Origin of the sequence: Clostridium cylindrosporum DSM 605 (assembly GCF_001047375.1) — a bacterium.
Taxonomy (GTDB): domain Bacteria; phylum Bacillota; class Clostridia; order Clostridiales; family Caloramatoraceae; genus Clostridium_AB; species Clostridium_AB cylindrosporum.
Genome location: NZ_LFVU01000026.1, coordinates 72167 through 95138, shown reverse-complemented (window position 1 = coordinate 95138; position 22972 = coordinate 72167). Strand labels below are relative to the sequence as shown.

General features: G+C 33.4%; 21 protein-coding genes, 4 tRNA genes and 2 riboswitches. Of the genes, 5 read left to right on the top strand and 20 right to left on the bottom strand.

The window, feature by feature from the left end:
- The 5 genes from cbiD to CLCY_RS07385 form a co-directional block, all read right to left on the bottom strand.
- On the bottom strand, window positions 1-1146 hold the full coding sequence (gene cbiD, locus CLCY_RS07405) for a cobalt-precorrin-5B (C(1))-methyltransferase CbiD (RefSeq protein ID WP_048570485.1): 1146 nt from the start codon (window positions 1144-1146) through the stop codon (window positions 1-3).
- Window positions 1147-1215: 69 nt separating this feature from the next.
- Window positions 1216-2067, bottom strand: coding sequence for an ATP-binding cassette domain-containing protein (locus CLCY_RS07400; protein WP_048570669.1), 852 nt, complete (start codon window positions 2065-2067; stop codon window positions 1216-1218).
- Window positions 2067-2846 (bottom strand): cobalt ECF transporter T component CbiQ, encoded by a 780-nt coding sequence (gene cbiQ / locus CLCY_RS07395; protein ID WP_048570484.1) that lies wholly within the window; start codon window positions 2844-2846, stop codon window positions 2067-2069. Before cbiQ ends, CLCY_RS07400 begins: the two co-directional genes overlap by 1 nt.
- Window positions 2846-3133: an energy-coupling factor ABC transporter substrate-binding protein gene (locus CLCY_RS07390; protein ID WP_048570483.1), complete on the bottom strand. Its 288-nt coding sequence runs from the start codon at window positions 3131-3133 to the stop codon at window positions 2846-2848. Before CLCY_RS07390 ends, cbiQ begins: the two co-directional genes overlap by 1 nt.
- Window positions 3134-3149: 16 nt before the next feature.
- Window positions 3150-3893: an energy-coupling factor ABC transporter permease gene (locus CLCY_RS07385; protein ID WP_048570482.1), complete on the bottom strand. Its 744-nt coding sequence runs from the start codon at window positions 3891-3893 to the stop codon at window positions 3150-3152.
- A gap of 103 nt (window positions 3894-3996) precedes the next feature.
- Window positions 3997-4170: riboswitch (cobalamin riboswitch) on the bottom strand.
- A gap of 160 nt (window positions 4171-4330) precedes the next feature.
- Window positions 4331-4525, bottom strand: a riboswitch (cobalamin riboswitch).
- A 159-nt stretch (window positions 4526-4684) separates the two neighbouring features.
- Between CLCY_RS07385 and CLCY_RS07380 the strand changes: the two genes are divergently transcribed.
- Together CLCY_RS07380 and CLCY_RS13775 are read left to right on the top strand one after the other, a co-directional pair.
- Window positions 4685-6553 (top strand): bifunctional diguanylate cyclase/phosphodiesterase, encoded by a 1869-nt coding sequence (locus CLCY_RS07380; protein ID WP_048570481.1) that lies wholly within the window; start codon window positions 4685-4687, stop codon window positions 6551-6553.
- Between the two features lie 177 nt (window positions 6554-6730).
- On the top strand, window positions 6731-6871 hold the full coding sequence (locus CLCY_RS13775) for a hypothetical protein (RefSeq protein ID WP_161797117.1): 141 nt from the start codon (window positions 6731-6733) through the stop codon (window positions 6869-6871).
- A 51-nt stretch (window positions 6872-6922) separates the two neighbouring features.
- On the opposite strand, the gene CLCY_RS07375 is transcribed toward CLCY_RS13775, so the two are convergent.
- The 5 genes from CLCY_RS07375 to CLCY_RS07355 form a co-directional block, all read right to left on the bottom strand.
- Window positions 6923-6998, bottom strand: a tRNA-Thr gene (locus CLCY_RS07375).
- Between the two features lie 5 nt (window positions 6999-7003).
- Window positions 7004-7080 (bottom strand) — tRNA-Asp (locus CLCY_RS07370).
- Window positions 7081-7085: 5 nt separating this feature from the next.
- Window positions 7086-7161, bottom strand: a tRNA-Val gene (locus CLCY_RS07365).
- Between the two features lie 7 nt (window positions 7162-7168).
- A tRNA-Glu gene (locus CLCY_RS07360) sits at window positions 7169-7243 on the bottom strand.
- 202 nt (window positions 7244-7445) lie between these two features.
- Window positions 7446-8660: a M20 metallopeptidase family protein gene (locus CLCY_RS07355; RefSeq protein WP_048570480.1), complete on the bottom strand. Its 1215-nt coding sequence runs from the start codon at window positions 8658-8660 to the stop codon at window positions 7446-7448.
- 547 nt (window positions 8661-9207) lie between these two features.
- Between CLCY_RS07355 and CLCY_RS07350 the strand changes: the two genes are divergently transcribed.
- Window positions 9208-9708, top strand: a complete 501-nt coding sequence (locus CLCY_RS07350; protein WP_048570479.1) for an RNA polymerase sigma factor — start codon at window positions 9208-9210, stop codon at window positions 9706-9708.
- Complete coding sequence (locus CLCY_RS07345; protein ID WP_048570478.1) at window positions 9692-10771, top strand: anti-sigma-I factor RsgI family protein; 1080 nt, start codon at window positions 9692-9694, stop codon at window positions 10769-10771. Before CLCY_RS07350 ends, CLCY_RS07345 begins: the two co-directional genes overlap by 17 nt.
- An 87-nt stretch (window positions 10772-10858) precedes the next feature.
- Here the strand turns inward: CLCY_RS07345 and CLCY_RS07340 are convergent, their stop codons facing one another.
- The 3 genes from CLCY_RS07340 to CLCY_RS07330 all read right to left on the bottom strand — a co-directional run bounded on the left by CLCY_RS07340 (window position 10859) and on the right by CLCY_RS07330 (window position 13865).
- On the bottom strand, window positions 10859-11719 hold the full coding sequence (locus CLCY_RS07340; protein ID WP_048570668.1) for an SDR family oxidoreductase: 861 nt from the start codon (window positions 11717-11719) through the stop codon (window positions 10859-10861).
- Between the two features lie 222 nt (window positions 11720-11941).
- On the bottom strand, window positions 11942-12355 hold the full coding sequence (locus tag CLCY_RS07335; protein WP_048570477.1) for a hypothetical protein: 414 nt from the start codon (window positions 12353-12355) through the stop codon (window positions 11942-11944).
- A gap of 220 nt (window positions 12356-12575) precedes the next feature.
- The gene (locus CLCY_RS07330; RefSeq protein WP_048570476.1) at window positions 12576-13865 is read right to left on the bottom strand and encodes an adenylosuccinate synthase; all 1290 of its coding nucleotides are present in this window, start codon (window positions 13863-13865) and stop codon (window positions 12576-12578) included.
- Window positions 13866-14045: 180 nt separating this feature from the next.
- On the opposite strand from CLCY_RS07330, the gene CLCY_RS07325 reads away from it, so the two are divergent.
- Window positions 14046-15494, top strand: coding sequence for a hypothetical protein (locus tag CLCY_RS07325; RefSeq protein WP_048570475.1), 1449 nt, complete (start codon window positions 14046-14048; stop codon window positions 15492-15494).
- A 164-nt stretch (window positions 15495-15658) separates the two neighbouring features.
- On the opposite strand, the gene CLCY_RS07320 is transcribed toward CLCY_RS07325, so the two are convergent.
- The 7 genes from CLCY_RS07320 to hpsH all read right to left on the bottom strand — a co-directional run bounded on the left by CLCY_RS07320 (window position 15659) and on the right by hpsH (window position 22954).
- Window positions 15659-16543 (bottom strand): hypothetical protein, encoded by an 885-nt coding sequence (locus CLCY_RS07320; RefSeq protein ID WP_048570474.1) that lies wholly within the window; start codon window positions 16541-16543, stop codon window positions 15659-15661.
- 226 nt (window positions 16544-16769) lie between these two features.
- A complete protein-coding gene (locus CLCY_RS07315; RefSeq protein ID WP_048570473.1) occupies window positions 16770-17579 on the bottom strand; it encodes an ABC transporter ATP-binding protein in 810 nt (269 codons plus the stop codon).
- Window positions 17580-17600: 21 nt separating this feature from the next.
- Entirely contained in the window at window positions 17601-18641 is a 1041-nt protein-coding gene (locus CLCY_RS07310) for a taurine ABC transporter substrate-binding protein (RefSeq protein WP_048570472.1), read from the bottom strand.
- Between the two features lie 18 nt (window positions 18642-18659).
- On the bottom strand, window positions 18660-19448 hold the full coding sequence (locus tag CLCY_RS07305; RefSeq protein WP_048570471.1) for an ABC transporter permease: 789 nt from the start codon (window positions 19446-19448) through the stop codon (window positions 18660-18662).
- Window positions 19449-19470: 22 nt separating this feature from the next.
- Entirely contained in the window at window positions 19471-20586 is a 1116-nt protein-coding gene (locus CLCY_RS07300) for an iron-containing alcohol dehydrogenase family protein (protein WP_048570470.1), read from the bottom strand.
- 11 nt (window positions 20587-20597) lie between these two features.
- The gene (locus tag CLCY_RS07295; RefSeq protein ID WP_048570469.1) at window positions 20598-21935 is read right to left on the bottom strand and encodes an aminotransferase class III-fold pyridoxal phosphate-dependent enzyme; all 1338 of its coding nucleotides are present in this window, start codon (window positions 21933-21935) and stop codon (window positions 20598-20600) included.
- Window positions 21936-22045: 110 nt separating this feature from the next.
- Window positions 22046-22954 (bottom strand): (2S)-3-sulfopropanediol dehydratase activating enzyme, encoded by a 909-nt coding sequence (gene hpsH / locus CLCY_RS07290; RefSeq protein ID WP_048570468.1) that lies wholly within the window; start codon window positions 22952-22954, stop codon window positions 22046-22048.
- Window positions 22955-22972: the final 18 nt, after the last annotated feature.

The following is a 22972-nucleotide window of genomic DNA, read 5'->3' as shown; positions in this document are numbered from 1 at the left end:
TTATATCTCCCTTATCCTAAAGTGTTTGATTAACTCCTTTGAATGCTTTGTTTCACATAGTAGTCCGTATTTGTTAGAGAAAACAATTGCACCTACTTTAAGTTCATTATATACCCTTTGATTAATATGATAATCTATTTTTTCCCCTATTCTACTAAATACATCTTCTCTTAAACCAGCCTTATCTAAATATTCTATAGCATCATCTGTTGTTATGCTGTTCATTATTTTCTCTAAGGTAGACCTATCTGCTCCCTCAAGTGCTGCATTTGCTGTAAGAATCTCAACTCTACAATCTGCATATCTTGAGTGGGTATTCATAATTCCCCCAGATAGTTTCACAAACTTTCCAACATGACCTATTAGAAGAATTCCTTTAAACTTAAACTCTAAGGCATAATCTAATACATCACCTACAAAGTTGCTACACTTTACAGAGTCTTCTATATCTATTCCAAGTGTTTCACTTGCAAATGCCTCACCGTAGTTTCCAGGTGTCACTAAAACATACTCTGCACCATTTTCATGGAGCATCTTCATTTCAATTCTTATAGAATCTGTTAGAGCTTTTTCACTCATAGGTTCAACTATTCCACTTGTTCCTAGAATTGAAATTCCACCTACTATTCCAAGCCTTGGATTAAAGGTCTTTCTAGCAATCTCCTCACCCTTAGGGATAGAAATTACAGCCTCTATTCCACCTTTATATTCAAGTTCCTCTATAATAGACTTAACCTCATTTTCTATCATACTTCTAGGAACTCTATTAATTGCAGCCTCACCTATGGCCTGTTCAAGTCCCTTTTTAGTGACTCTACCAACTCCTATTCCTCCATCAATTACAACCTTTGGTTCATCTATCTTTCTCACCTTTGCAAAGATTAGCATCCCATTTGTAATATCAGGATCATCTCCACTATCCTTTTGAATAGCACAGGATACATACTCATCTGATTTATTAATCTCTAAAACCTTAAGCTTTAATCCTATCCCCTTAGGAGTCATTAAATCTACATATTTTATATCTGAACCTGAAAGGAGCATTATAGATGCTGCCTTTGCAGCAGCAGCGGCACAACTTCCTGTAGTGTATCCTAAACGAAGCTTCTTATTATCCTTATAGATATATTCCTCAATTTGGCTCAATTAAATCTCTCCCTTGGCTATATTTCCTATTATACTTATAGGACTTATGTAGTTCAAATTATAATTCTATTAATTATTCCTTATATTGTTAATCAATTCATTAATAGTTTTTCTACCTTGGGCTATAGTCGAAGCTGAGGTATCAACATCTAAATTATCCTTATTTTTAAGAACCTCCATTAAATGAGCAATTCTTGGAAGTCTAAGGTAGTTTTCTCGAAGAACCTCAGGATTATTAAACATTTCCTTCACAGAACCTGAGTGTACTACCTTCCCCCTATTCATTACATAGGCGTCATCACAATATAGTGGTACAATGTCAATTTCATGTGTTGCTATAATAAGTGAGATATTATTCTGCTTTTTTATATCATCAAGTAGATTTAGAATTTCACTAACCCCCTGTGGGTCAAGCCCAGCTGTTGGTTCATCAAGTATTATAACCTCTGGATTCATAACAAGAACACCTGCTATAGCAACTCTTTTCTTCTGTCCGAAACTTAGTGCATGGGTTGGCTTATCTGCTATATGCTCTATCCCAGTATCCCTTATTGCCTTTTCTACTCTTTCCTCTACTTCATTTTTACTAAGTCCCATTTTCATAGGTCCAAAGGAAATATCACGTCTAACACTAGAGGAAAATAGCTGATTCTCAGGATCTTGAAAAACTATTCCGATTTTCTTCCTTATATCTATAAGGCCTTTTTTATCATACTTTACAGGGGTTCCATTAAAGAAAACCTCTCCACCCTTAGGCTTTAAAACCCCATTAAGGTTAAGAAATAAAGTAGACTTTCCTGCTCCATTTCCACCTAGGATTGCTGTTGTTCTTCCTTTTTTGAAAATCATATTTACATTATCAAGTGCCATTTTATCATCTTCATAGAAGTAACATAAATTTCTAGTTTCTAATATACTCATTAAAACAATAACCTTTCTACTATATAGGAAATAATCAAAATTATACAAACTAATACTGTGTATATATTTAACCACTTACACGGACTATATTCTTCTACTAAAGTATCAAGACTTCCATCAAAGCCCCTTGATTCAAGTGCTGCATTTATAGTATCAATTCTTCTAAATGATCTTAAGAATAGTGAACTTATTAATTCTCCAGTTGAATACATCTGGTTCTTAAATCCAAGATACCCAAGCCTTGATGACTTAGCTATGTAAATCTTTTCTCCCTCTTCCCATATAATAAATATAAATCTATACATAAGCTCCATTAATTCAATTAGTAAAACAGGAAGTTTTGTTTTCCTAAGTAGATTAAAGAAATCATTCATAGGAGTATTAAGAGAAAAAAAGTACATGCAGCTTACAGCTCCTAGGGACTTAAGTGTTATAAGTAGTCCCTTCATCAAAGTATCATAACTTATTCCATAGGAGTAACTTCCTAAACTAACCCCTATTAATAAGGGGCTACCTAGATTAAACCTATTAATCATAATAGTTGCTGATCCTATAAATAAGAATCCAATTGGAATGAGAATTAATTTCAAAAATACCTTATATGATATGCCACCCCATACTAAGGTGGCATATGTCATTATAATTATCGTCAAAATACTCACTATAAAGGAATTAGAAAATATGCATATTAATAGTGGCAACATACTAAATAAAAGCTTACCCTTAGGGTTTAGTCTAGAAATTTTCGAGAGGTACGCATATTTATCAATTCCTATCATTATTTATTATTCTCCTTATTTTTAACAGATAGTCTTCCAAATGCAAATCCTAGAAACCCTGCTCCAAGCGCAGCTTGAAGAGCAAATAATAATGACTCTACCTCTGTACTTGGTGGCTGGAAAAGGGAATCTGCCCAAGGCTTATAGCCTGGTTTAATCTGAGTTATGGCATCCTTAGCCTTTCCATCAGCTCCCCCAAATTCTGCACCTTTATTTATAAGTAAAGGAATAACTGCTATAGCCCCAGCTATTAAGAGCATTATAATATTCTTTTTCCATAGCTTCATAACGTCTTCCCCCTTATTATACTGATAACATATTCAGCTCATCTGAACAGTACTTTTGGATTCCATTGTACACTATTACAGTTAGTAACCCTTCGATCATAGCTAAAGGAAGTTGAGTTATAGCGAATATACCTAAAAACTTAACTAGGGACCCTATTACTCCACCGGTTGCATCTGGAAATGCAAGTGCAAGTTGTCCTGAAGTCACCATGTATGTAAATATATCACCTAGAAAAGCTGCAAAGAAAACACCTATCTCCTTTTTAACTCCTACCCTTTTACATAGAATGTACACTCCATATGCTATGAAAGGTCCTGCGATTGCCATAGAGAATGTATTGGCCCCAAGAGTTGTAATCCCTCCATGTGCAAGTAAAATTGCCTGAAACAAAAGAACTATAACGCCAATAACCGACATAGCAAGTGGTCCGAATAATACCGTTCCAAGACCTACACCAGTTGGATGTGAACAACTTCCAGTAACTGATGGAATCTTAAGGGATGACAGTACAAATGCAAATGCCCCACACATAGCTAGAATTAAAAGCATCCTAGAAGAATTAGAAACCTTCTTCTTAATAGATAAAAATCCTAAAACTATGAAGGGTATACATAGAACTCCCCAGCTAATACTCCAAACAGGTGGCAGGTAACCTTCCATTATATGCATAGCATTAGCATTCATAATAGGAACTACTAAGATTAATGCCATAAGTGAAAAGCACCTTAAAATTAGCTTTTTAAAATCTATCTTTCCCATGTTTAACCTCCAATTATTAATTAGAAACAAAAATACACCTATCATAGAGATAAGTGTAGAAAAAGGTATAAAACTACCTACTACACCCCCTATCCATCGTAGAGAATATAAAATGCAAAATATTAATATCCTGACTTAAGCCTCATCATACAAAGTAGCCTTCCCAGTTTCCCAGTGGCATAATTACTTGTACTCTTCTAATACAGTTGCGGGACAGTGCAGGATTCCCACCTGCTTCCTAATTAAGTGACTCACTTACATTTGCACTTATTCCTATTTTATTTTGAAATTTGGTACAAAAAAATGTTCCAACCAAAGCTGAAACATAATAATTGCAAAAAATATCTACACCTATACCAAAAACGGGTATAAGCATATCCTTATTGTAAGCAAACTATTTCTTCATACTCTGTGAATTAATAGTTCTCTAGAGGAAATTCCCCTAGAAAATAATGGCATGTATTCCGGCTCAGACATCATCGCATCCCTTCCCCTTCCCAAGCACTATGCTCAGTGGGCTTAATGAAGGTAGCTCCGTCAATACGGCGGCAGGACCGCTTAGGATTTCAACCTAATTCCATATTATCATAATAAATTAAAATTTAAAATGAACCATTATTTGAGAATTTAATTTTCACGTGAATTCTATCACATTAATGACAATAAAGTCAATTTATATAGCTTGACTGAGTATGAGCCTTATTGGTAACATGGTACATATTAGGTAAATATTTTAATATAATAAAGTAATAAAATATAATTAACTTGAAAATCCACAAGGGAGAATATAGATGACCTCAATTTACAATAACTCATTAAAAAAAGATAATAAAAATAATGATTTGATTTATCCAAAGGATAACCCTCAAGAAAACTTTAACTTATCAAAAGAGGAAATGGAGAAAAAAATTGAATTCATTTCTAATCATGATTATTTAACAAAGCTCCCTCATCGTGCCTTTTTTAGAAAACAAATTAAACTACAATGTGAAGAATTTAGAGAAAAAGAAAGATCCTTTGCTTTAATGATGTTAAATGTTGATGGATTTAAATATATAAATGATGCTTTAGGTTATAGTATAGGAGATAATCTTCTAGTAGAAATCGCTTATAGATTAAAGATGTTCCTAGGTGAGGATATATTTATTTCTCGTTACTTTGGAGACCAATTTGCTATTATTGTGCCAGGGCTAGGTAATATAGGGGAATATGAATGGGTAGCTAAAAAGGTTATTGATTTATTTTCAAATCCCTTTATAATAAATCAACATAATTTAAACATTACTGTAAGTATGGGAGTAAGTATCTTCCCTGAAGATGGAAAGGATCATGAATCTTTAAAAAACTATGCAAATAGGGCTTTAATTAGAGCTAAAACCGAGGCAAAAAATAGTTATAAGTTTTATTCCCCTAAAATGAATATCCAAAGTTACAAGCAATTCATACTTCGAAATGACTTTCTAAAAGCTATTAAAAATGGTGAGTTTAAAGTCTATTATCAACCAATTATTAAACTAAAAAACAATGAAATATTAGCAGCTGAAGCATTAATTCGCTGGGATCATCCAACATGGGGTTTAGTGTTCCCCTCTGAATTTATATCTATAGCAGATGAAACAGGATTTATTATTGACATGGGAAATTGGTTACTAAGAGATATATGTGACACATATAGAAAATGGATTGATTCTGGGTTACCAGCTATAAAGATATCTATTAATTATTCAAGTATTCATTTACAACAAAAGAACTTCCTAGAGAATGTTAAAAATATAATAGATGAATTTAAATTAAATCCTAATTTTCTAATTATAGAAATTATAGAAAGCATACTATTTGAAAATAAAGAAGAAATAATGCATAATATCAAATGCTTAAGGGCCTATGGAATACAAGTAGCCCTTAATAACTTTGGAAGGAGTTATTCATCCCTACAATATCTAAACTCGCTTAATATAGATATTTTAAAGATAGATAGTTCTTTTATCAAAAATGTTACTATAGATAAAACTAGCGATATAATTATTGAAAGTTTAATTAAAATGGCCCAAGAACTTAAAGTTAAACTAGTGGCAGAGGGAATTGAAACTGATGAACAATTGCACTATTTAAAAAAGTTAAATTGTCATACAGGGCAAGGCTATTTGTACATAGAACCAACGCCTATACAAGAATTCGAAAAAATATTATCTAAGAAAAAATTAAATCCAATTAATGTGAAAAACCCTGCAATTGAGGGAAGGCGGAATTTTTTTAGAATTAACTTTATAAACTTACTAGAAGTTGATATGACGGTTTTAACAATTAATGATAAAAAGGTGAACTTAGGATATACAAAAGCCCTGATAAAGGATATGGGTCCAGGGGGCTTAAGATTTATTTCTACTATAAGACTTCCTATAAAGAATAATATTATATTACAGTTTAAAACAGAAATTTTGGCAGAGGAAATCAATGTATATGGATGTCCTAAATGGATAGAAGAGGTGCACGGAGACCTATATGAATATGGTATTGAATTTACCGTTGATGAAAATGAAAGAACTATACTAACTGGAGTTTTACATAAATTTGAGGTTAAGATGAAAAATAACATGGGATTCAATGAAGGTAGATTTGTATTTGATTCCCCTAATACATACTTTCCTAAGTTATCCTAGAAAATATATTTTATACTTATAACAAATAAGAAGGTGTTAGAGAAAATTCTCTTAGACACCTTCTTTATTTTAGAATTTACATTCACTAAGTTCCTAATACTCTTCTACTAATGATTATTTGAAATATATTCCATAAAAATATATAATGTAATTACTTATAAATAGGGGGGATATATAATGGTTAATTCAATTAAAGACTATTTTAAGAATTTAGATACAAAAAATAGTAGATATGTTGTATATACATTAGGTGCAATAATCTTATTTGCATTTAGCTATTTTGTAAGTAAAGAACTACTTACATATGCACTTTTATAAACTTATTATGAATCAAAATAAAAAAGTCCATCTCATACGAGATGGACTTTTTGGAGCCGGCAATAGGATTTGAACCCACGACCTACTGATTACAAGTCAGTTGCTCTACCAACTGAGCTATGCCGGCACAAATGGCGACCCAGAAGGGGCTCGAACCCTCGACCTCTGGCGTGACAGGCCAGCACTCTAACCAACTGAGCTACTGGGCCATTTGTGGTGGAAACAACAGGGATCGAACCTGTGACCCCCTGCTTGTAAGGCAGGTGCTCTCCCAGCTGAGCTATGCTTCCAAAATAATGGTGACCCCTAGGGGAATCGAACCCCTGTTACCACCGTGAAAGGGTGGTGTCTTAACCGCTTGACCAAGGGGCCATATCCTTAGTCACCAGGGCTTGTGCCCTTCGACAAGATTTATAATACAATATCGTATAATAAAAGTCAACACATTTTCCAAAAAAAATTTAAAGTTTTTTTCAGGCATTTGTGAGGATTAGAAGTTCTCCTCGAAGGACTCGTGGTTTTAGATACAATCACCACTACTGCAAGACACCCTATCCCACATAAAAAGAACACGCTAACTCGCGTGTCCTTCCTTTAAGTAGTCTATTATAACCCTTGCAAAAACTGCTGATGCTAATGGAACTACCTTTTCATCTATTCTAAACTTTGGGCTATGAAGACATTCTACTGCCCCTGCACCTTCGTTATATGTTCCAATATAAGCATATAGTGATGGAACTAGTCTTGAGAAACAAGAGAAGTTCTCCCCTGTCATTGCAGGTTTTTCTATAAGCTTTATCTTTTCCTTAGCTACCATGTCCCTACATGAGTCACAGAATCTTTTAATCATTTCCTTATCATTTATAACTGGATAATAGGAAAGTTCACTAAAGAATTCTACCTCACCCTCATTAGCTTCTGCTATTGAATTTGATATCTTCTTTATCTTTTCACTTATTCTCTCATTTATATCCGGATCACAGCTTCTTATTATTCCCTTCATATTGCATTCCTCAGGAATAATATTAAACCTGTCTCCACCAGCATTCATTGAACATATAGATACAACTATCGGTTCAACTTGAGATTCTCTTCTTGTAACTATAGCCTCTATTGAACCATAAATCTGATGCCCAATTGATATAGGGTCTACTGTCTTATCTGGTGTGGCACCATGTCCACCCTTTCCCTTAACCTTTATGCTAAAGTTAGTTGAACATGCCATTGCACATCTTCTAGCTATCCCAATCTCCCCTGATTTAAGATTTGGCCAGATATGACCTGCAAGGGATGCTGTAACCTTTGGGTCTTCCATTACACCATCATCTAAAACCCTTTCAACTGCCTTTATTCCTCCACCTTCCTCACATGGCTGGAATAGAAATTTAACTGTTCCTGAAAACCTATGTCTTAAAAGATAAAGTATTTTAGCTGCTCCAAGTGTCCAAGCAATATGTGAATCATGTCCACAAGCATGCATAACTCCTTTAATCTTTGACTGATAAGGCTCTCCTGTTTCCTCTTGAATAGGAAGAGCATCTATGTCTGCTCTTAAAAGTATACACCTATCATTTTCTTCTTCTTTAAGTCCCTTTAAAACCCCAAGGACTCCAGTTCCACCAACCTCTTCAACATGATCAAAACCTATTTTTAGAAGTTCTTCCTCAATAAGCTTTGATGTTTTAAACTCCTTAAAACCAAGTTCAGGATTTTCGTGAACCTGTCTTCTGATACCTATAATGTAATCTCTAAGCTCCCGAGCCAGATCGAGAACTTCCTGTGCTAACAATACAATCATCCCCTAAAATATTTTATAAACAGAACTCTTGAATAATAGAAAACTTTAACTCCTATTGATTCTTATAAGTCCTTGTCCGATAGCTTAGCAGAATTAAGTCATTGGATAAATAAATCTGCCTATTACTATTGTATCACCGAAATAAAAAATAGTTCCTAACAAATAGTAACAATTTTTCAATTATTAAAATATTATATAAGGTATTAATACCTATTGAACCCTTATATCTTTCTATTTTAAAATCCAATCTCTACCTTCTTTTCAATATAGTAAACTGCTAATAAGTATGTATTAGCAGTTTATTCTTTATTAACTTTTCCCCATATAATAGTTATCTTTTAAATCTAGATGAAGCTTTATAGAATATAGCTCTTTTCCATTTTTTACACTTTACACCCCTATATTCCTTTGAAATCCTATTAAATATATGGATATAATTACAGGACAGTTTGCGTAATAAATTTTTTATATGTTTTTTAAAATTTTATGCAAGGATTCATCATCTTCATTCGTATTATATATAGGAGGGAGTGAGCAAATGGAGTCAACAGCGTTTGAAATAAACGACATAATAGAAATAGCGCTAACTAAGTATTCAGACATGGTGCGTAGAATTTGCTTTTTATATCTAAACAACAGTACAGATGTTGATGATATATTTCAAGAAGTATTCCTAAAGATGTTACAAAGGAAAACCCCCTTTGAAAGTGATAAACATGAGAAAGCGTGGCTAATAAGGGTAACGATTAATAAGTGCAAAGATACCTTAAAAAGCTTTTGGAGAAAAAATATAGACTCTATTGAGGGTATAGACATACCCTTTGAAGATAAATCTGAAAATGAGCTTATGCAGATAGTTTTATCAATTCCACAAAAATATAAGGACGTTATCTATCTACATTATTATGAAGGGTACACTGTACCTGAAATGGCGAAGTTACTAAAAAAAAGAGAAAACACAATATATTCTCAATTACATAGGGCAAGACTAATTATTAGACAAAAATTAGGGGGTAAGGAACATGAATACGCGTTTTAAATCTGCGTTAAACCAAATTAAAGCTGAAGATGCCTTAGTAAAGAAAACTGAATTATATTTAAAAGACGCGCTACAAAAAGAACAAAATACTAAAACATTCAAGTTTATAAAGTGGAACATATTTCCCATGGGAAAAAAACTTGTACTTGCTACTTGTATGGCTATTTTACTTGTTTGTGGAAGTAGCATGACATATGCCTACTATAAAACACCAACATCATATCTTAGTATAGACATTAATCCAAGCATTGAGCTTGGTGTAAACGGATTTGGCAAAGTCGTAAAGGCTAAAAGCTTTAATGATGATGGTAATAAGATATTACATGGTCTAAAGGTAACAGGACTTAATGTAAAGAAGGCTGTTAATACAGTTCTCTTATCTGCTATACACAATAATTATATAGAAGTTAATGGCTCAACAGTTGTTTCTTTTACATCAGAAACAGATAATAAAAACACCTCTATAAAACTTCAAGCAGAATCAGAAACTGGAGCAACAGAAGCTTTAAGGAAAACTTTGAAAACTGCAATTATACATAAAGAAAATGTTCCTCTTTCTCTTCATGATGAGGCAAAAGCATATAATATTACTCCTGGAAAGCTTAACTTAATAAAAAAACTTCAAGCCCTTGATTCAAGCGCTACCATAGAGAAGTACAAAGATGAAAGTGTAAAAAGTATAATGAACAACATAAAGGTTCTAAAAAGCAAAAGTACTGTAATTACTAAAGCCGAGGATCCTTTATATGATAAAGCTAAGAAAACTAATAGTGGTTCATCAAATAACACTACTAGTAAACTAAGTGATAATAATACTACTACTAATACAGTAGCTAAAACACAAAGTGATGCTGAGAAAAAGACAATAACTAAACTTGAAAAAACGAAATCATCAAATAATAAAAATAATAAATCTAATAGTAAGAAGAGTAATGGTAATGGTAAAAGTAATCCTAATAGTTATAGTAATGCTAATAATAACGGCAATGGTAATGGAAAACATAATAAAAATAGCAATTCCAATAGTAATGCTAATAACAAAGGTAATAAAAAAAATAAGTAAAAAAGAACTATAACTTTCACATATGGTATGGGAAACAAAACAATTTCCCATACCTTTTTACTTTTCAATTCTATTTATAAAGGAGTATTAGGCGTTAACTATCTCTCCACCATTTATATGTATTGTTTGACCAGTTATAAATGAAGCTTCATCTGATGCTAAAAATACGTACGCTCCTGCCACTTCAACTGGCTGACCTGCTCTTTTCATCGGGGTTTGTGATCCAAATGTACTTACCTCTTCTAATGTAAAGCTAGATGGGATTAGAGGTGTCCATATTGGTCCAGGTGCAACTGCATTTACTCTTATACCTTTATCTGCAAGATTCATAGATAAAGACCTTGTAAGACTAGTAATAGCACCTTTAGTAGATGAATAATCAATTAATGTCTTATGACCATGGAAAGCTGTGACAGATGATGTATTAATTATTGAAGCCCCACTAGTCATATACTTAAGTGATGCCTTAGATAGGTAGAAATTAGCAAATACATTTACCTCAAATGTTCTTAGCATCTGATCTGTATCTATTTGGTCTATGGAATTCTTAGAATATTGAACCGCAGAATTATTAACTAGTATATCTATATTGCCATACTTTTTTCCTATTTCATCAATAACACTTATGCAGTATTGTTCATTTGCTATATCACCTTTATATAGATTACATTCTCCACCCTCAGATTCTATTATACTTTTAGTTTCTAGAGCATCTACATCCTCATCAAAATATAGTATATTAACCTTTGCTCCGTGCTTTGAAAAAGCATATGCAACTGCTCTACCTATTCCACTATCTCCACCTGTGATAACAGCTATCTTATTCTTTAGCTTTTCTCCAATAACGTTATATCCATTAGCCTTAAAAATAGGTCTTGGATTCATTTCACTTTCAATTCCAGGGTGTCTTTCTTGTACTTGCGCTGGAAAACTTGTCGGGAAATTCATATTAGCCATTAGTGCAATCCTCCTAAATATTCTTTAGGATTATTATTTGTAAGTTTTGATATATTATGCTTATATTGTCTAAGTCTTAATAGCTTTCTAGGTTAATCTAACAGAGGCTAAATAGATTTTGTAAAAAATATATCTTACTATTCATTACCTATCTTAAATTAAGAAAAACCCTAAAATAGGGCTTTTCTATAAAACAGATCAATACTTAATTACTTATAGTAGGCACTTTCTTCCTGAGTTTCTTATACCTTCTAATGCAGTTGTAGCTTGATCAGCTGTAAAAGGAATAAACTCTTTAATTGCACAGATACTTATGAAGATCTTATCAAATGGAATGAAGAAAGGAATTCCCTCAACAAACTTAATTCCATCTACTAAAACAAGAACTGAATCATTTATTACAGCTTTTACTCTTCCAATAACAACGGCATCCTTTTCAAAAACAGCAACATACTCACATTTATACTTTTCAAGTTGTTCTGCTAGTGTTTTAACACATTCGTCACAACACTTAGAGTCTTTCTTTTTGTGATCATAGCATTTTTTGTGATCATCGTATTTTCTAAAGTCATCGTATTTTTTGAAGTCCTCTTCATTTCTAAAATCATTATTATTGTTGTTGTACATGTTAACCACTCCCTTTACTTATTTTCGATATACAATATTCTACTTTTCAAAAATTGGTTACTAAAATAGGCGTATTTTTCAAATATTATGTAATCTTATAATCAAAATAAGCCTATAGAATATAGGCTTTTCTTTGATTTTCTCCTAATTTAAATATTTTATTGTAAACTATAATTCTACAAACAAAAAAGGCTGTCATTAACATGACAACCTCTCTTGATTATAGACTCTCATCTACTAATATAGTCTCTTCTCTATTTGGTCCTACAGATACAATTGAAATCTTGCATCCTGTAAACTCTTCTATGAATTTAAGATAAATCTTTGCATTTTTAGGAAGTTCATTATAACTTTTAGCCTTAGCAACTGATGAATCCCATCCCTTGAATTCCTTATAAACAGGCTTACACTGTGCAAGGTCCTCAAGTGATGCTGGGAAGTAGTCTATCATAGTTCCATTTAGCTCATACCCTACACATACTTTAAGGGTATCAATCCCTGCCAATGTATCAAGCTTTGTTATTGCAAGGCTTGTTAGTGATGATATACGAACTGCGTATTGTAGAATTATAAGGTCAAGCCACCCACATCTTCTACTTCTTCCTGTGGTTGTTCCATATTCAAATCCTTTTTCTCTAATATGCTCACCCATTTCATCTAATAACTCTGTTGGGAATGGCCCTTCTCCAACTCTTGTTGTGTAAGCCTTACAAACCCCTACTGCTGACTTAATAGCAGTAGGACCAACACCTGCTCCTACACATACTCCACCTGAAATTGGGTGGGAGGATGTAACATATGGGTATGTTCCATAATCTACATCAAGAAGTGTTCCTTGAGCACCTTCAAATAGAACCTTCTTGCCGCTCTTAATTCCTTTGTAGACTTCAACTGTAGTATCACGTACAAATGGAACCAAAATCTTAGCATATTCCATATATGTATTATATATTTCATTAAAGTCTAGCTCTTCTCCACCATAGATATTTTTGATTATGCTATTTTTTATTTCAAGAGATGCCTTTAACTTTTCCTTAAAAACTTCAGGTTTTAATAGGTCACAAACCCTAATCCCGCTTCTTTCATGTTTATCCATATAACAAGGTCCTATGCCTTTTTTAGTAGTACCTATACTTTGACTTCCTCTTTTCTCTTCGCTTATTCCATCTAAAACCTTATGGTATGGCATAATTATATGTGATCTATCGCTTATAGCAAGTTTACTTGGTGTAACTCTTAGCCCTTCTCTTTCTAGATATTCAGTTTCATCTATAAAAGCCTTAGGGTCTATAACTACTCCATCACCTATTATACATAGACAATCTTCATTAATAATTCCAGATGGTATTAGATGAAGCTTGTATGACTTATCTCCTACTTCTACTGTGTGTCCAGCATTGTTTCCACCTTGATATCTAATAACTAATTCTGCACCACTTGCAAGAAAGTCAGTAATCTTCCCCTTACCTTCATCTCCCCATTGAGCTCCTATAACTACTAATCCTGACATAAAATCACCTCTATAAATTTCTTAATTTATTTGTCTTTTCGGTAAATCCCTACTTAAAACTTTAGCCTTATGTATTATGCTTTGTAATTTTTATATCTAATATTCTTTATAAATTGCCATCACATATTAAAATTAACTTAATATATTATTAATGATACCAATTATTTTAGAAGGTGCATTTTGGACTTTGATATAAATGATCATAATGATATAGAAAAGTTTTTAAAAATATATAGAAAATGTGTAGATAATCAGCTTCAACTTGGCATAGAGAATTGTAGGATAACTGCCTTAGTCGACTCTAATGACCTTGAAAAACTCATAAGAATATATAGAGAGATAGTAGATAGGCAGGTACAACTAAAAATTAATAATTATAAAGTATCTGATATTAATGAAGTACTTATTAACTATACATTTTATACTTATAATGAATCAATTGGAAAAAGAATAGCAAATAATATGTCATATATGTACAATACATCATCTAATATTGTATATATTTTTAATTATACGAAAAGCGGTGTTGAGGTTATTGTAGGTCTTGAAAATAATTATATTCTAAAGAATGAAGAACCCTATAAAGACATTTCATATATAAAAAATAGAATTACAGATTTTAACTCTGTATCAGGTTTTATAGGTAATGATAGTGCTAATTATACTTCCCAAGACCTTTCTGGATTTACAGGCTTTTTCAATAAGGTTGATGATTATAACTATATGGTTATATTTATTCTGGAGCCATTAACTCAAAGATATATAGAACATAAAATATGTGAATTAGAGCATCTGAGAGATAAGCTTTTTCCATTTAAAGCATATCAAATAAACTTTTTAGATCAATTGGGTCTAGATAAAACTGAATTAATTGATATAGACTTAACTGTTGGATCAATTGATGGAACATCTCTTACCTCTACAAATGGATCAACAAGCACTACTCAGGGATTTACACCAGATGAAAATCCTCTTAATCAAGATAAGTATAAAGAGGCTACTGAAAGATTTAAAAAAGAAAAGAAAAAATTAAAAAATAAATATAAAAAATACAAAGATAAGAACATTAATAAGTATAAAGAATATAAGGATAAGTATGACGCTAAAGTTAAGGATAAACCTCAACCTCCTATACTAACACGAATACTAGGTGACAATACTAGTTTAAGTGATGGTATTAGGACGGACATAACAAGGGCAGTTTCCATTGAAAAGTCATTTACTATTGCAAATAGAAATACACTTACCAAGGGTACAATGACTTCATTTGAAAGAATAAAGATTTCTAAGATTATTGATTTACTAGATAAAGAAATAGAACGGCTACAAAACATAAACTCCTATGGTGCCTGGACTCTTGGGGCATATATTTTATCTGAAGCTGAAGACATACAGTACTTATCAAATATTCTATACAAAAATTCAATAGAGGAATGCTATCCAGTACAGGAAGTTAATTATAATATATGGTATGAAAACTTAAATGGACTTTATAATTACTTAACAAACTTTATGAATCCATATTTTAATTTAAGAAATTTAAATACCTATGAAGGCCTTATGAGTAATATTATAACCTATACAAGTTCACTTGGGACAAATGACTTGGAAGCTTTTTTAAGTAAATAATACTTAGAATCCTATTCATAATAATGCATATATTAAAAGAGTATGATACCAAACTTTTAAGTATCATACTCTTTAAATTTACATTACACATTTATTTAATAGGTTATATAGGACAGGAAATTCTTTATTATTTTAAAATATACTTATCTTTTTATTGCTAATCTTTATTTAGAAGGTGTTAAAACTTTTTCTACTGCGGCTTGTTGGTCAGCTGTAATTGTTCCCTTTGCCACTAGTTCACTAAGAACCTTTGTTAATCTTTCCTTATGTTCTTGCATTTTCTCAGCCATATCTTTTGGTGCTAGGGCCTTTTCAATTGCTGTCTTTTGATCAGCTGTTATTGTTCCTGCTGTAACTAGTGCATCTATCTGAGCCTTAAAACCACCCTTATCCTTACTAGCAGATTCAAATGCTTTTACTAATGCTGATTGCTTATCAGCTGTAATTGTTCCAGCTGTAACTAGCTCACTAAGAGCCTTTGTTATTCTTTCCTTATGCTCTTGTACCTTCCCAGCCTTATCTTTCGGTGTTAGAGCTTTTTCTATTGCTGTCTCTTGGTCAGCTGTGATTGTTCCTGCCTTTACTAGTGCATCTAATTGGGTCTTAAATCCACCTTTTCCTTTTTCAGCAGAAGCTAGAGATTTTTCTATTGCAGTTTTTTGATCTGTGCTTATTGTTCCTGCAGTTACTAGCTCTGAAAGTTTAGTTGCTATTATATCCTTGTGATCTTTTCTATCTTCACCTGTCGGTTTTAACGCCTTTTCAATTGCTGTTTGTTGGTCAGCTGTAATTGTTCCCGATGTAACTAGTGAACCAAGCTTTGTCTTAAGTCCATCCCTACCTTTTTCTCCACCTTTTAAAGGCTTTTGTCCTGTCTTATCTTTAGAAGCTACTGCTGCCTTTGTCTTTGACACTACCTGAGGTTTTGACTTAGTAGTAGTTTTAGAGGTCTCAGCAGCATGTGCTACACCACTTGATAGAGCAACACCTGCCATGCCTAGAACCATTAATCCTGCAACAAGTCTACTTTTAATACTAATACTTTTCATTTAAAATCCTCCTTTTATTTTATAAATATAACCATGTGGAATTTCCACAGGTACCTACTTAGATAAGTTCTTATGACTCAATTCTTTACGTCTTTGCTTTATGTACCTTATATTAACCTTACTTTGTGAATGTAGTGTGATTAAACCCTGCACTCTATGTGAAAGTATTCTTAAAATTCAGTTATAATTCGACATAATAAATAAGGATGGGTTAAATAACCCATCCTTATATTACATACTTATCTCCTTGATCATTAATAAGATTTAGAATCTCTTCTCTTATTTTTAGGTAATGATCAGAATACCTACATCTATCTCCATTATCTCCGGTTATGTTGTAGGTAAAGTCTGTCTTAAACTCCTTAACTATCCTACCTGGTCTACTGGACATAACTATAACCCTTGTACCAAGGGATAATGCTTCATCTACATCATGTGTAATTAAAAACACAGTTTTATTAGTCTTCCACCAAAGACTACGAATTAGACTTTGCATATTCTGTCTTGTTAATGCATCTAGTGCACCAAGTGGCTCGTCCATTAAAATTACCCTAGGGTTATTAACTAAAACCTTAGCAAGTGAAGCTCTTTGCTTCATTCCACCTGATAATTCATATGGCTTATGCTTTTCAAATTCTGAAAGGTTTACAAGCTCTAAATACTGTTTTGTACGTCTTGCAATATCCTCCTTTGGGAACTTTCTCATTTTGAGACCAAAACCTACATTATCTCTAATGTTCAGCCATGGATAAAGCGTAGGGTTTTGGAATACAACACCTCGGTTATAGTCAGGTCCCTTTATTATTCCCTGATCCATTTTTGCTTCACCACTACTTGGTGCAAGCAGTCCTGCAATTATCTTTAAAAGAGTGCTTTTCCCACATCCTGAAGGCCCAAGAACACATATAAATTCTCCATTTTCTATGTTTAGGTTAACATTTTCTAGAGCTGTTACTACTCCCTTTTCACCTTCATATTTTAAATTTATATCCTTTAAGGTAATTACATAATCATCTTTAATTTCTTCATTCCCCATAACCTTACTCCTTGTGTTATCTTACTTCTTTAATGCTTTTTCAATGTAGCTTGGATTAACAGCATTTTCAAAAACCTTTATATCTGGAGAAGATGGTATAGTCTTTTGGTCTGCTAAAAAGTCCGCTGTATCCTTAAGAATATTAACTAAGTTACCCTTATTGCTAGATGTTCCAAAGTACTTGTCGCTTAACTGCTCCTTAGCTGATACCCAAATTGATTCCTTTATTTGTTTGCTGCTTTCATCTTTACTAATTTGAAGAGCCTTTGATACTGTTTCTACTGCATCATCTAGGTTACTTTCATAGATTTCATGTGATTTTTGTTGAATTCCTATATACTTTGATACTATTTCAGGATACTTCTTTGAGAATTCACTTCTAACAACCTCAATGTCTGCTGTTACAGCACCTTTTTCTGCAAGATTCTTACTTGAAACTAATACACTTCCATCCCCAAGAAGTTTTTGAAGTGTTGGTTGCCATACATATGCACCATCTATATCCCCTCTTTGCCAAGCTGCAACTATATCAGCTGGTTGCATATCTAGAATAGTAAGATCCTTTTCTGTAAGATTATTTAGCTTAAGTCCTCTTAGAAGGCTGTAGTGTGCAGTTGAACCAAATGGAACTGCTATTCTCTTGCCCTTAAGTTCTGCTACTGATTTTATATTTGATTTATTTCTAACTGCAAGTGATTCAACCTCACCTATAACGTCATGAATCCATATAACCTCTACTGGAATCCCACTAGCTAAACTTATAGTTGCTGGTGTTGTTCCAAGAAGTCCAAAATCTATACTTTTTGATGCAAGTGCAGTATTAACGTCCTTACCTGAATCAAACTCCTTTATATTTACCTTAACTCCAAGCTCACTTTCAAAGAATCCCTTTGCCCTTGCTATTGTCTCGTCATTTGGCATTTGCTGAGTTCCTATGTTCACTACCTCAGGCAGATTATTTCCCTTTGAAGAAGTAGTTTCACTTTTTACTCCACATGAAGCAAGTGATAGTGATAAAGTTAAAAGTAATGAAGCCCCAATAAACTTTTTAATCCTTTTCATATAAAGTCCCCCTAAAAGTTATTCTTTACCCTTCCATGGAACAACCTTTATTTCTATATAACGAATAATTCTATCTAGTAGTATTCCAGTTAGCCCCATGATAATAATTCCTACAAATATAATGTCACTTCTTAAAAATTTACTTGCATCTAGCACCATCCATCCTATACCTGATACCGCAGCTACCATTTCCGCTGCAACTAGTGTTGTATATGATACCCCTATAGCTGTTCTAAGCCCAAGGAATATATCAGGAAGACAGGATGGAAATATAACATGGGCAAATACTTGGCTTCTTGATGCCCCAAGTGTATCTGCACTACTTATATAATCCTTTTTTACCTTAAGCACCGCTGACATACATGATATAAATATTGGGGCAAAGCTTGCCAAATATAAAAGTGCGATCTTAGATGAATTATCAATACCCATCCAAAGCACTAAAAGTGTATAGTAGGCAAGTGGTGGTAGTGGTCTATAAAACTCAATAATAGGCTCAAGTATTGCTCGAATCTTGCTGTTGTATCCACTTAAAAGTCCCAGTGGAATCGCTGTGATTCCTGCTAAAATAAATGCAATTAATAGTCTTTCCATACTAACCCCTAGATGAGTTAGAAGTGATGAACCTTTATATCCATTTTGTAGCACTTCTATAAATGCCTTTATAACCTTGCCCGGTGAGGGAACCAATGTATCCGACACCAGGTTTAGTTTTGTTGTTATATACCAAATAGCTATTATTATCAAAACCGTTGAAAGGGTTAGAACCCTCTCAAAAGTTCCATTTCTCTTGGATAGCTTGTCCATACTATTATCCCCCTTAGATGTCTTAAGTTAAGCTCCTGTACATTTTAAGTAGTACATCATCTGTCACCTCTACAGGATTATTTAGTAAATTTGGATGCTTACTTTCATTAACTAAATCCTCAATATCTTCTTCACTTAGACTTAGATGCTTTAGATCAACTAATAGCCCTACTCGTTTTTTTAGTTCTCTTATCTCATCTGCTAGGTGACTCGCATCCCTAAACCCAATCCTTCTTGCAAAATCCTCTAGTCTACTCTTTTCTGCATCCTTATTAAGTCTTACAAAGTAATCAAGGGTTAATCCACATGCTTCTCCATGGGGTATATGATAAATATTAGTTAGTGGAAAAGAACATGCATGTGATGCTGTTGTTTTTGGTAGATTAAATGCTAGCCCTGCGATAATAGAAGCTTCGGAAAGCTTTTCACGTGCCTCTTTATCATAAGCATTCTTAAATGCTCTTTCTAAATACTTAAAAACTAAAAGACTTGCATAAAGTGCTAAGGCATCTGATATAGGCTGATGATTTTTACTCCAAAAACCTTCAAGGGCATGACATAGTACATCTATTCCTGTACTTGCTGTTACATTCTTTGGCATAGAGTATGTTAGCTCTGGATCAACAAGTGCTATTTTCGGGTACATAGACTTTGATGCTATAGGTGCCTTTCTTCCTAAATCATGATCAGTTAATACACTAACACTTGTAACCTCACTTCCTGTTCCTGATGTAGTTGGAATAGCGATAAGAGGCAATCCCTTATCAGGAATTTGGAGTCCTGTGCCATGGTATTTTGTTATAGAGTCATTAGTTAATGCCACTACACTTGCAGCCTTAGCACAGTCAAGGGCACTTCCCCCTCCAAGTGCTACTATAAATTCAATGTTATTTTCCCTTATTAACTTGGCACAGCTATCAACGTTTTTAACTGTTGGATTTGGCTCTATATCATAAAAAGTATTTTTAATGCATCCCATATTATCAAGGAGCACCTCTCCTACAAAGCCACTTTCTAGAAAGTATTTATCACTTACTAAAAGCCCATTTTTATATTTATTTTCTTTTATGACTTCATTTAGCTTTTTAATTACACCATTTCCAAAGATAATTTTTACTGGCTCTTCATAACTCCACATACTATTCACCTCTAAATATATTCCCTGTCCACTACCTCAAGCACTTCCTCAAATATCTTTAACGCCTCTAGAAGCTCCTCCTCTGTAATAATAAGTGGAGGTGCAATAATGATTGTGTTTTCACGACCAAATGTTGAGAAGCCCTTTGACTTTAGTAGAGATATAATCTTACCAATTATCCCTTCAGGATCTCTACCATATGGAACTAGTGGTTCCTTTGTTCCCTTGTTCTTAACTAGTTCTACAGCTGAGAATAAACCTATATATCTAACGTCACCAACGCTTTTATATTTACTCTTAAATTCCTCTAGTCTCTCTCCTAGAACCTTTCCTACTTTGTTTACATTTTCAAGTATATTCGCATCTTCATAGTACTTAACTGATGCAAGACCAGCTGCACATCCTAGTGGGTGTCCACTGTATGTTAAACCATATTGGAATACAGTATCCTCATAATGCTTTGCAACTCTTTCGTTAACTATTACTCCTCCTAGTTGCACATAGCCACAGGTTACTCCCTTAGCGAAAACTATTATGTCTGGTTCTATGCCCCAATTCTCAAATGCAAACATTTTACCAGTACGACCAAACCCAGCCATAACCTCATCACAAATCATAATAATTCCAAACTCATCACAAATCTTTCTGATTCCTTGTAGGTATCCATCTGGGGGAATGATAACTCCATTAGCCCCAGTTATAGACTCTACAATTATTGCAGCTACATTTTCTGGTCCTTCATAGGTTAGTTGTTCCCTAAGCTTTGCAATGTAGTAGTTTGAAGCCTCCTCATCACTACTAAAGTTAAAATACTCTCTATATACATATGGATCAAAAAACTTAATAAATCCAGTTGCTGCTGGGTTCTCAAGGGCAAATCTTCTAGGATCCCCTGAAAGATTACCTGAACCTAGAGTTGAACCATGATAGCTACGGTATCTTGAGAATATCTTTGTTCTTCCTGTTACTGTTCTTGCCATGTTAATAGCACTTTCATTAGCATCGGAACCACCACATGTGAAAAATACCTTTCTCATATTCTTAGGTGATATCTTAATTAATTCCTCAGCTAGCCTTGACTTAGACTCCTCTGCATATGCAGGAGCGATATATGGAAGTCTTTCCACCTGCTCCTTTATAGCATTGATTATCTCCTTGTTGCCATAGCCTAGATTAACATTTACAAGTTGTGAAGACATATCATAGTACTTGTTGCCATCATAATCCCAGTAGTAAATCCCCTCTGCTCTTTCTACTGGAAGTGCATTCATGTTTTTTTGCTTCATCCATGGATGCAGATTATACTTAGCATCTAACTCTCTTACTTTATCCCCGCTTAACTTAGTCATTTAAAACCATCCCCCTAAAATTCTGTACTAAACATCTTTTACTATAAACATATATGTTTAGTAGGATTCAATATACAATAACCCCAATAAAATAAAATTAATATAAAATGTTAAAATTTTTCTTTAACCATTCTTCTTAAGTCATCCATTTTCTCATCGCTTAAGGTAACATCCCCCATTAAATACTCTTTTCCTATATACCCATACTTCGCCTCACCAAAGCGGTGATATTGAAGAAGTTCATACTTTATATTTTCTTTACCTGATAGAAAATCTATAATTTTATAGATCTCGTACTCATTATCGTTGAAGCCAGGTATTACAGGTGTTCTAACTATCTTTTTAAGATGAGGATATTCTATGCATAACCTTGTAAAGTTATCAAGTATTAGGTTTCTTGAAACCCCTGTGTACTTTTTATGCTGATCATCACTTATACACTTTATATCAAATATAATTGTATCAAGATGCTTTGCTATTTCGCTTAAGACCTGGAAGTCTCCATAGCCTGAGGTTTCTATAGCTGTATTAATTCTTCTTTTCCTAGCTTCCCTTAGTAGCTTTATGGTGAAATCTCCATTTAGTAGAGGCTCTCCCCCACTGATTGTAAGTCCTCCACCACTTCTAGCGTAGAAGTTTGAATCCTTTTCAACTATCTTAAGAACCTCTTTATAATTCATAAGTTTCCCATATACTGATATGGCGCCAGATGGACAAGCATCTACACATTTTAAGCAGTTTGTACACCTTTTATGATTAAGAATAGCCTTCCCTTTATCAAAGTGTATAGAATCACCTTCACAAACCTTTATGCACCTTCCACATTCCCTCTCCCCTATACACTTAAGATGGTTAAAGGCAACCTGTGGTTCTATTGACTGTGATTCTGGATTAGCACACCATCTACAACGAAGGGGACATCCCTTTAAAAACACTAGAGTTCTTATACCAGGTCCATCATGTAATGAATAATGTTGAATATTTAAAACATAGGCGCTATCACTTTTTTCCTTATACATAATGTCCTCCCTCGGATT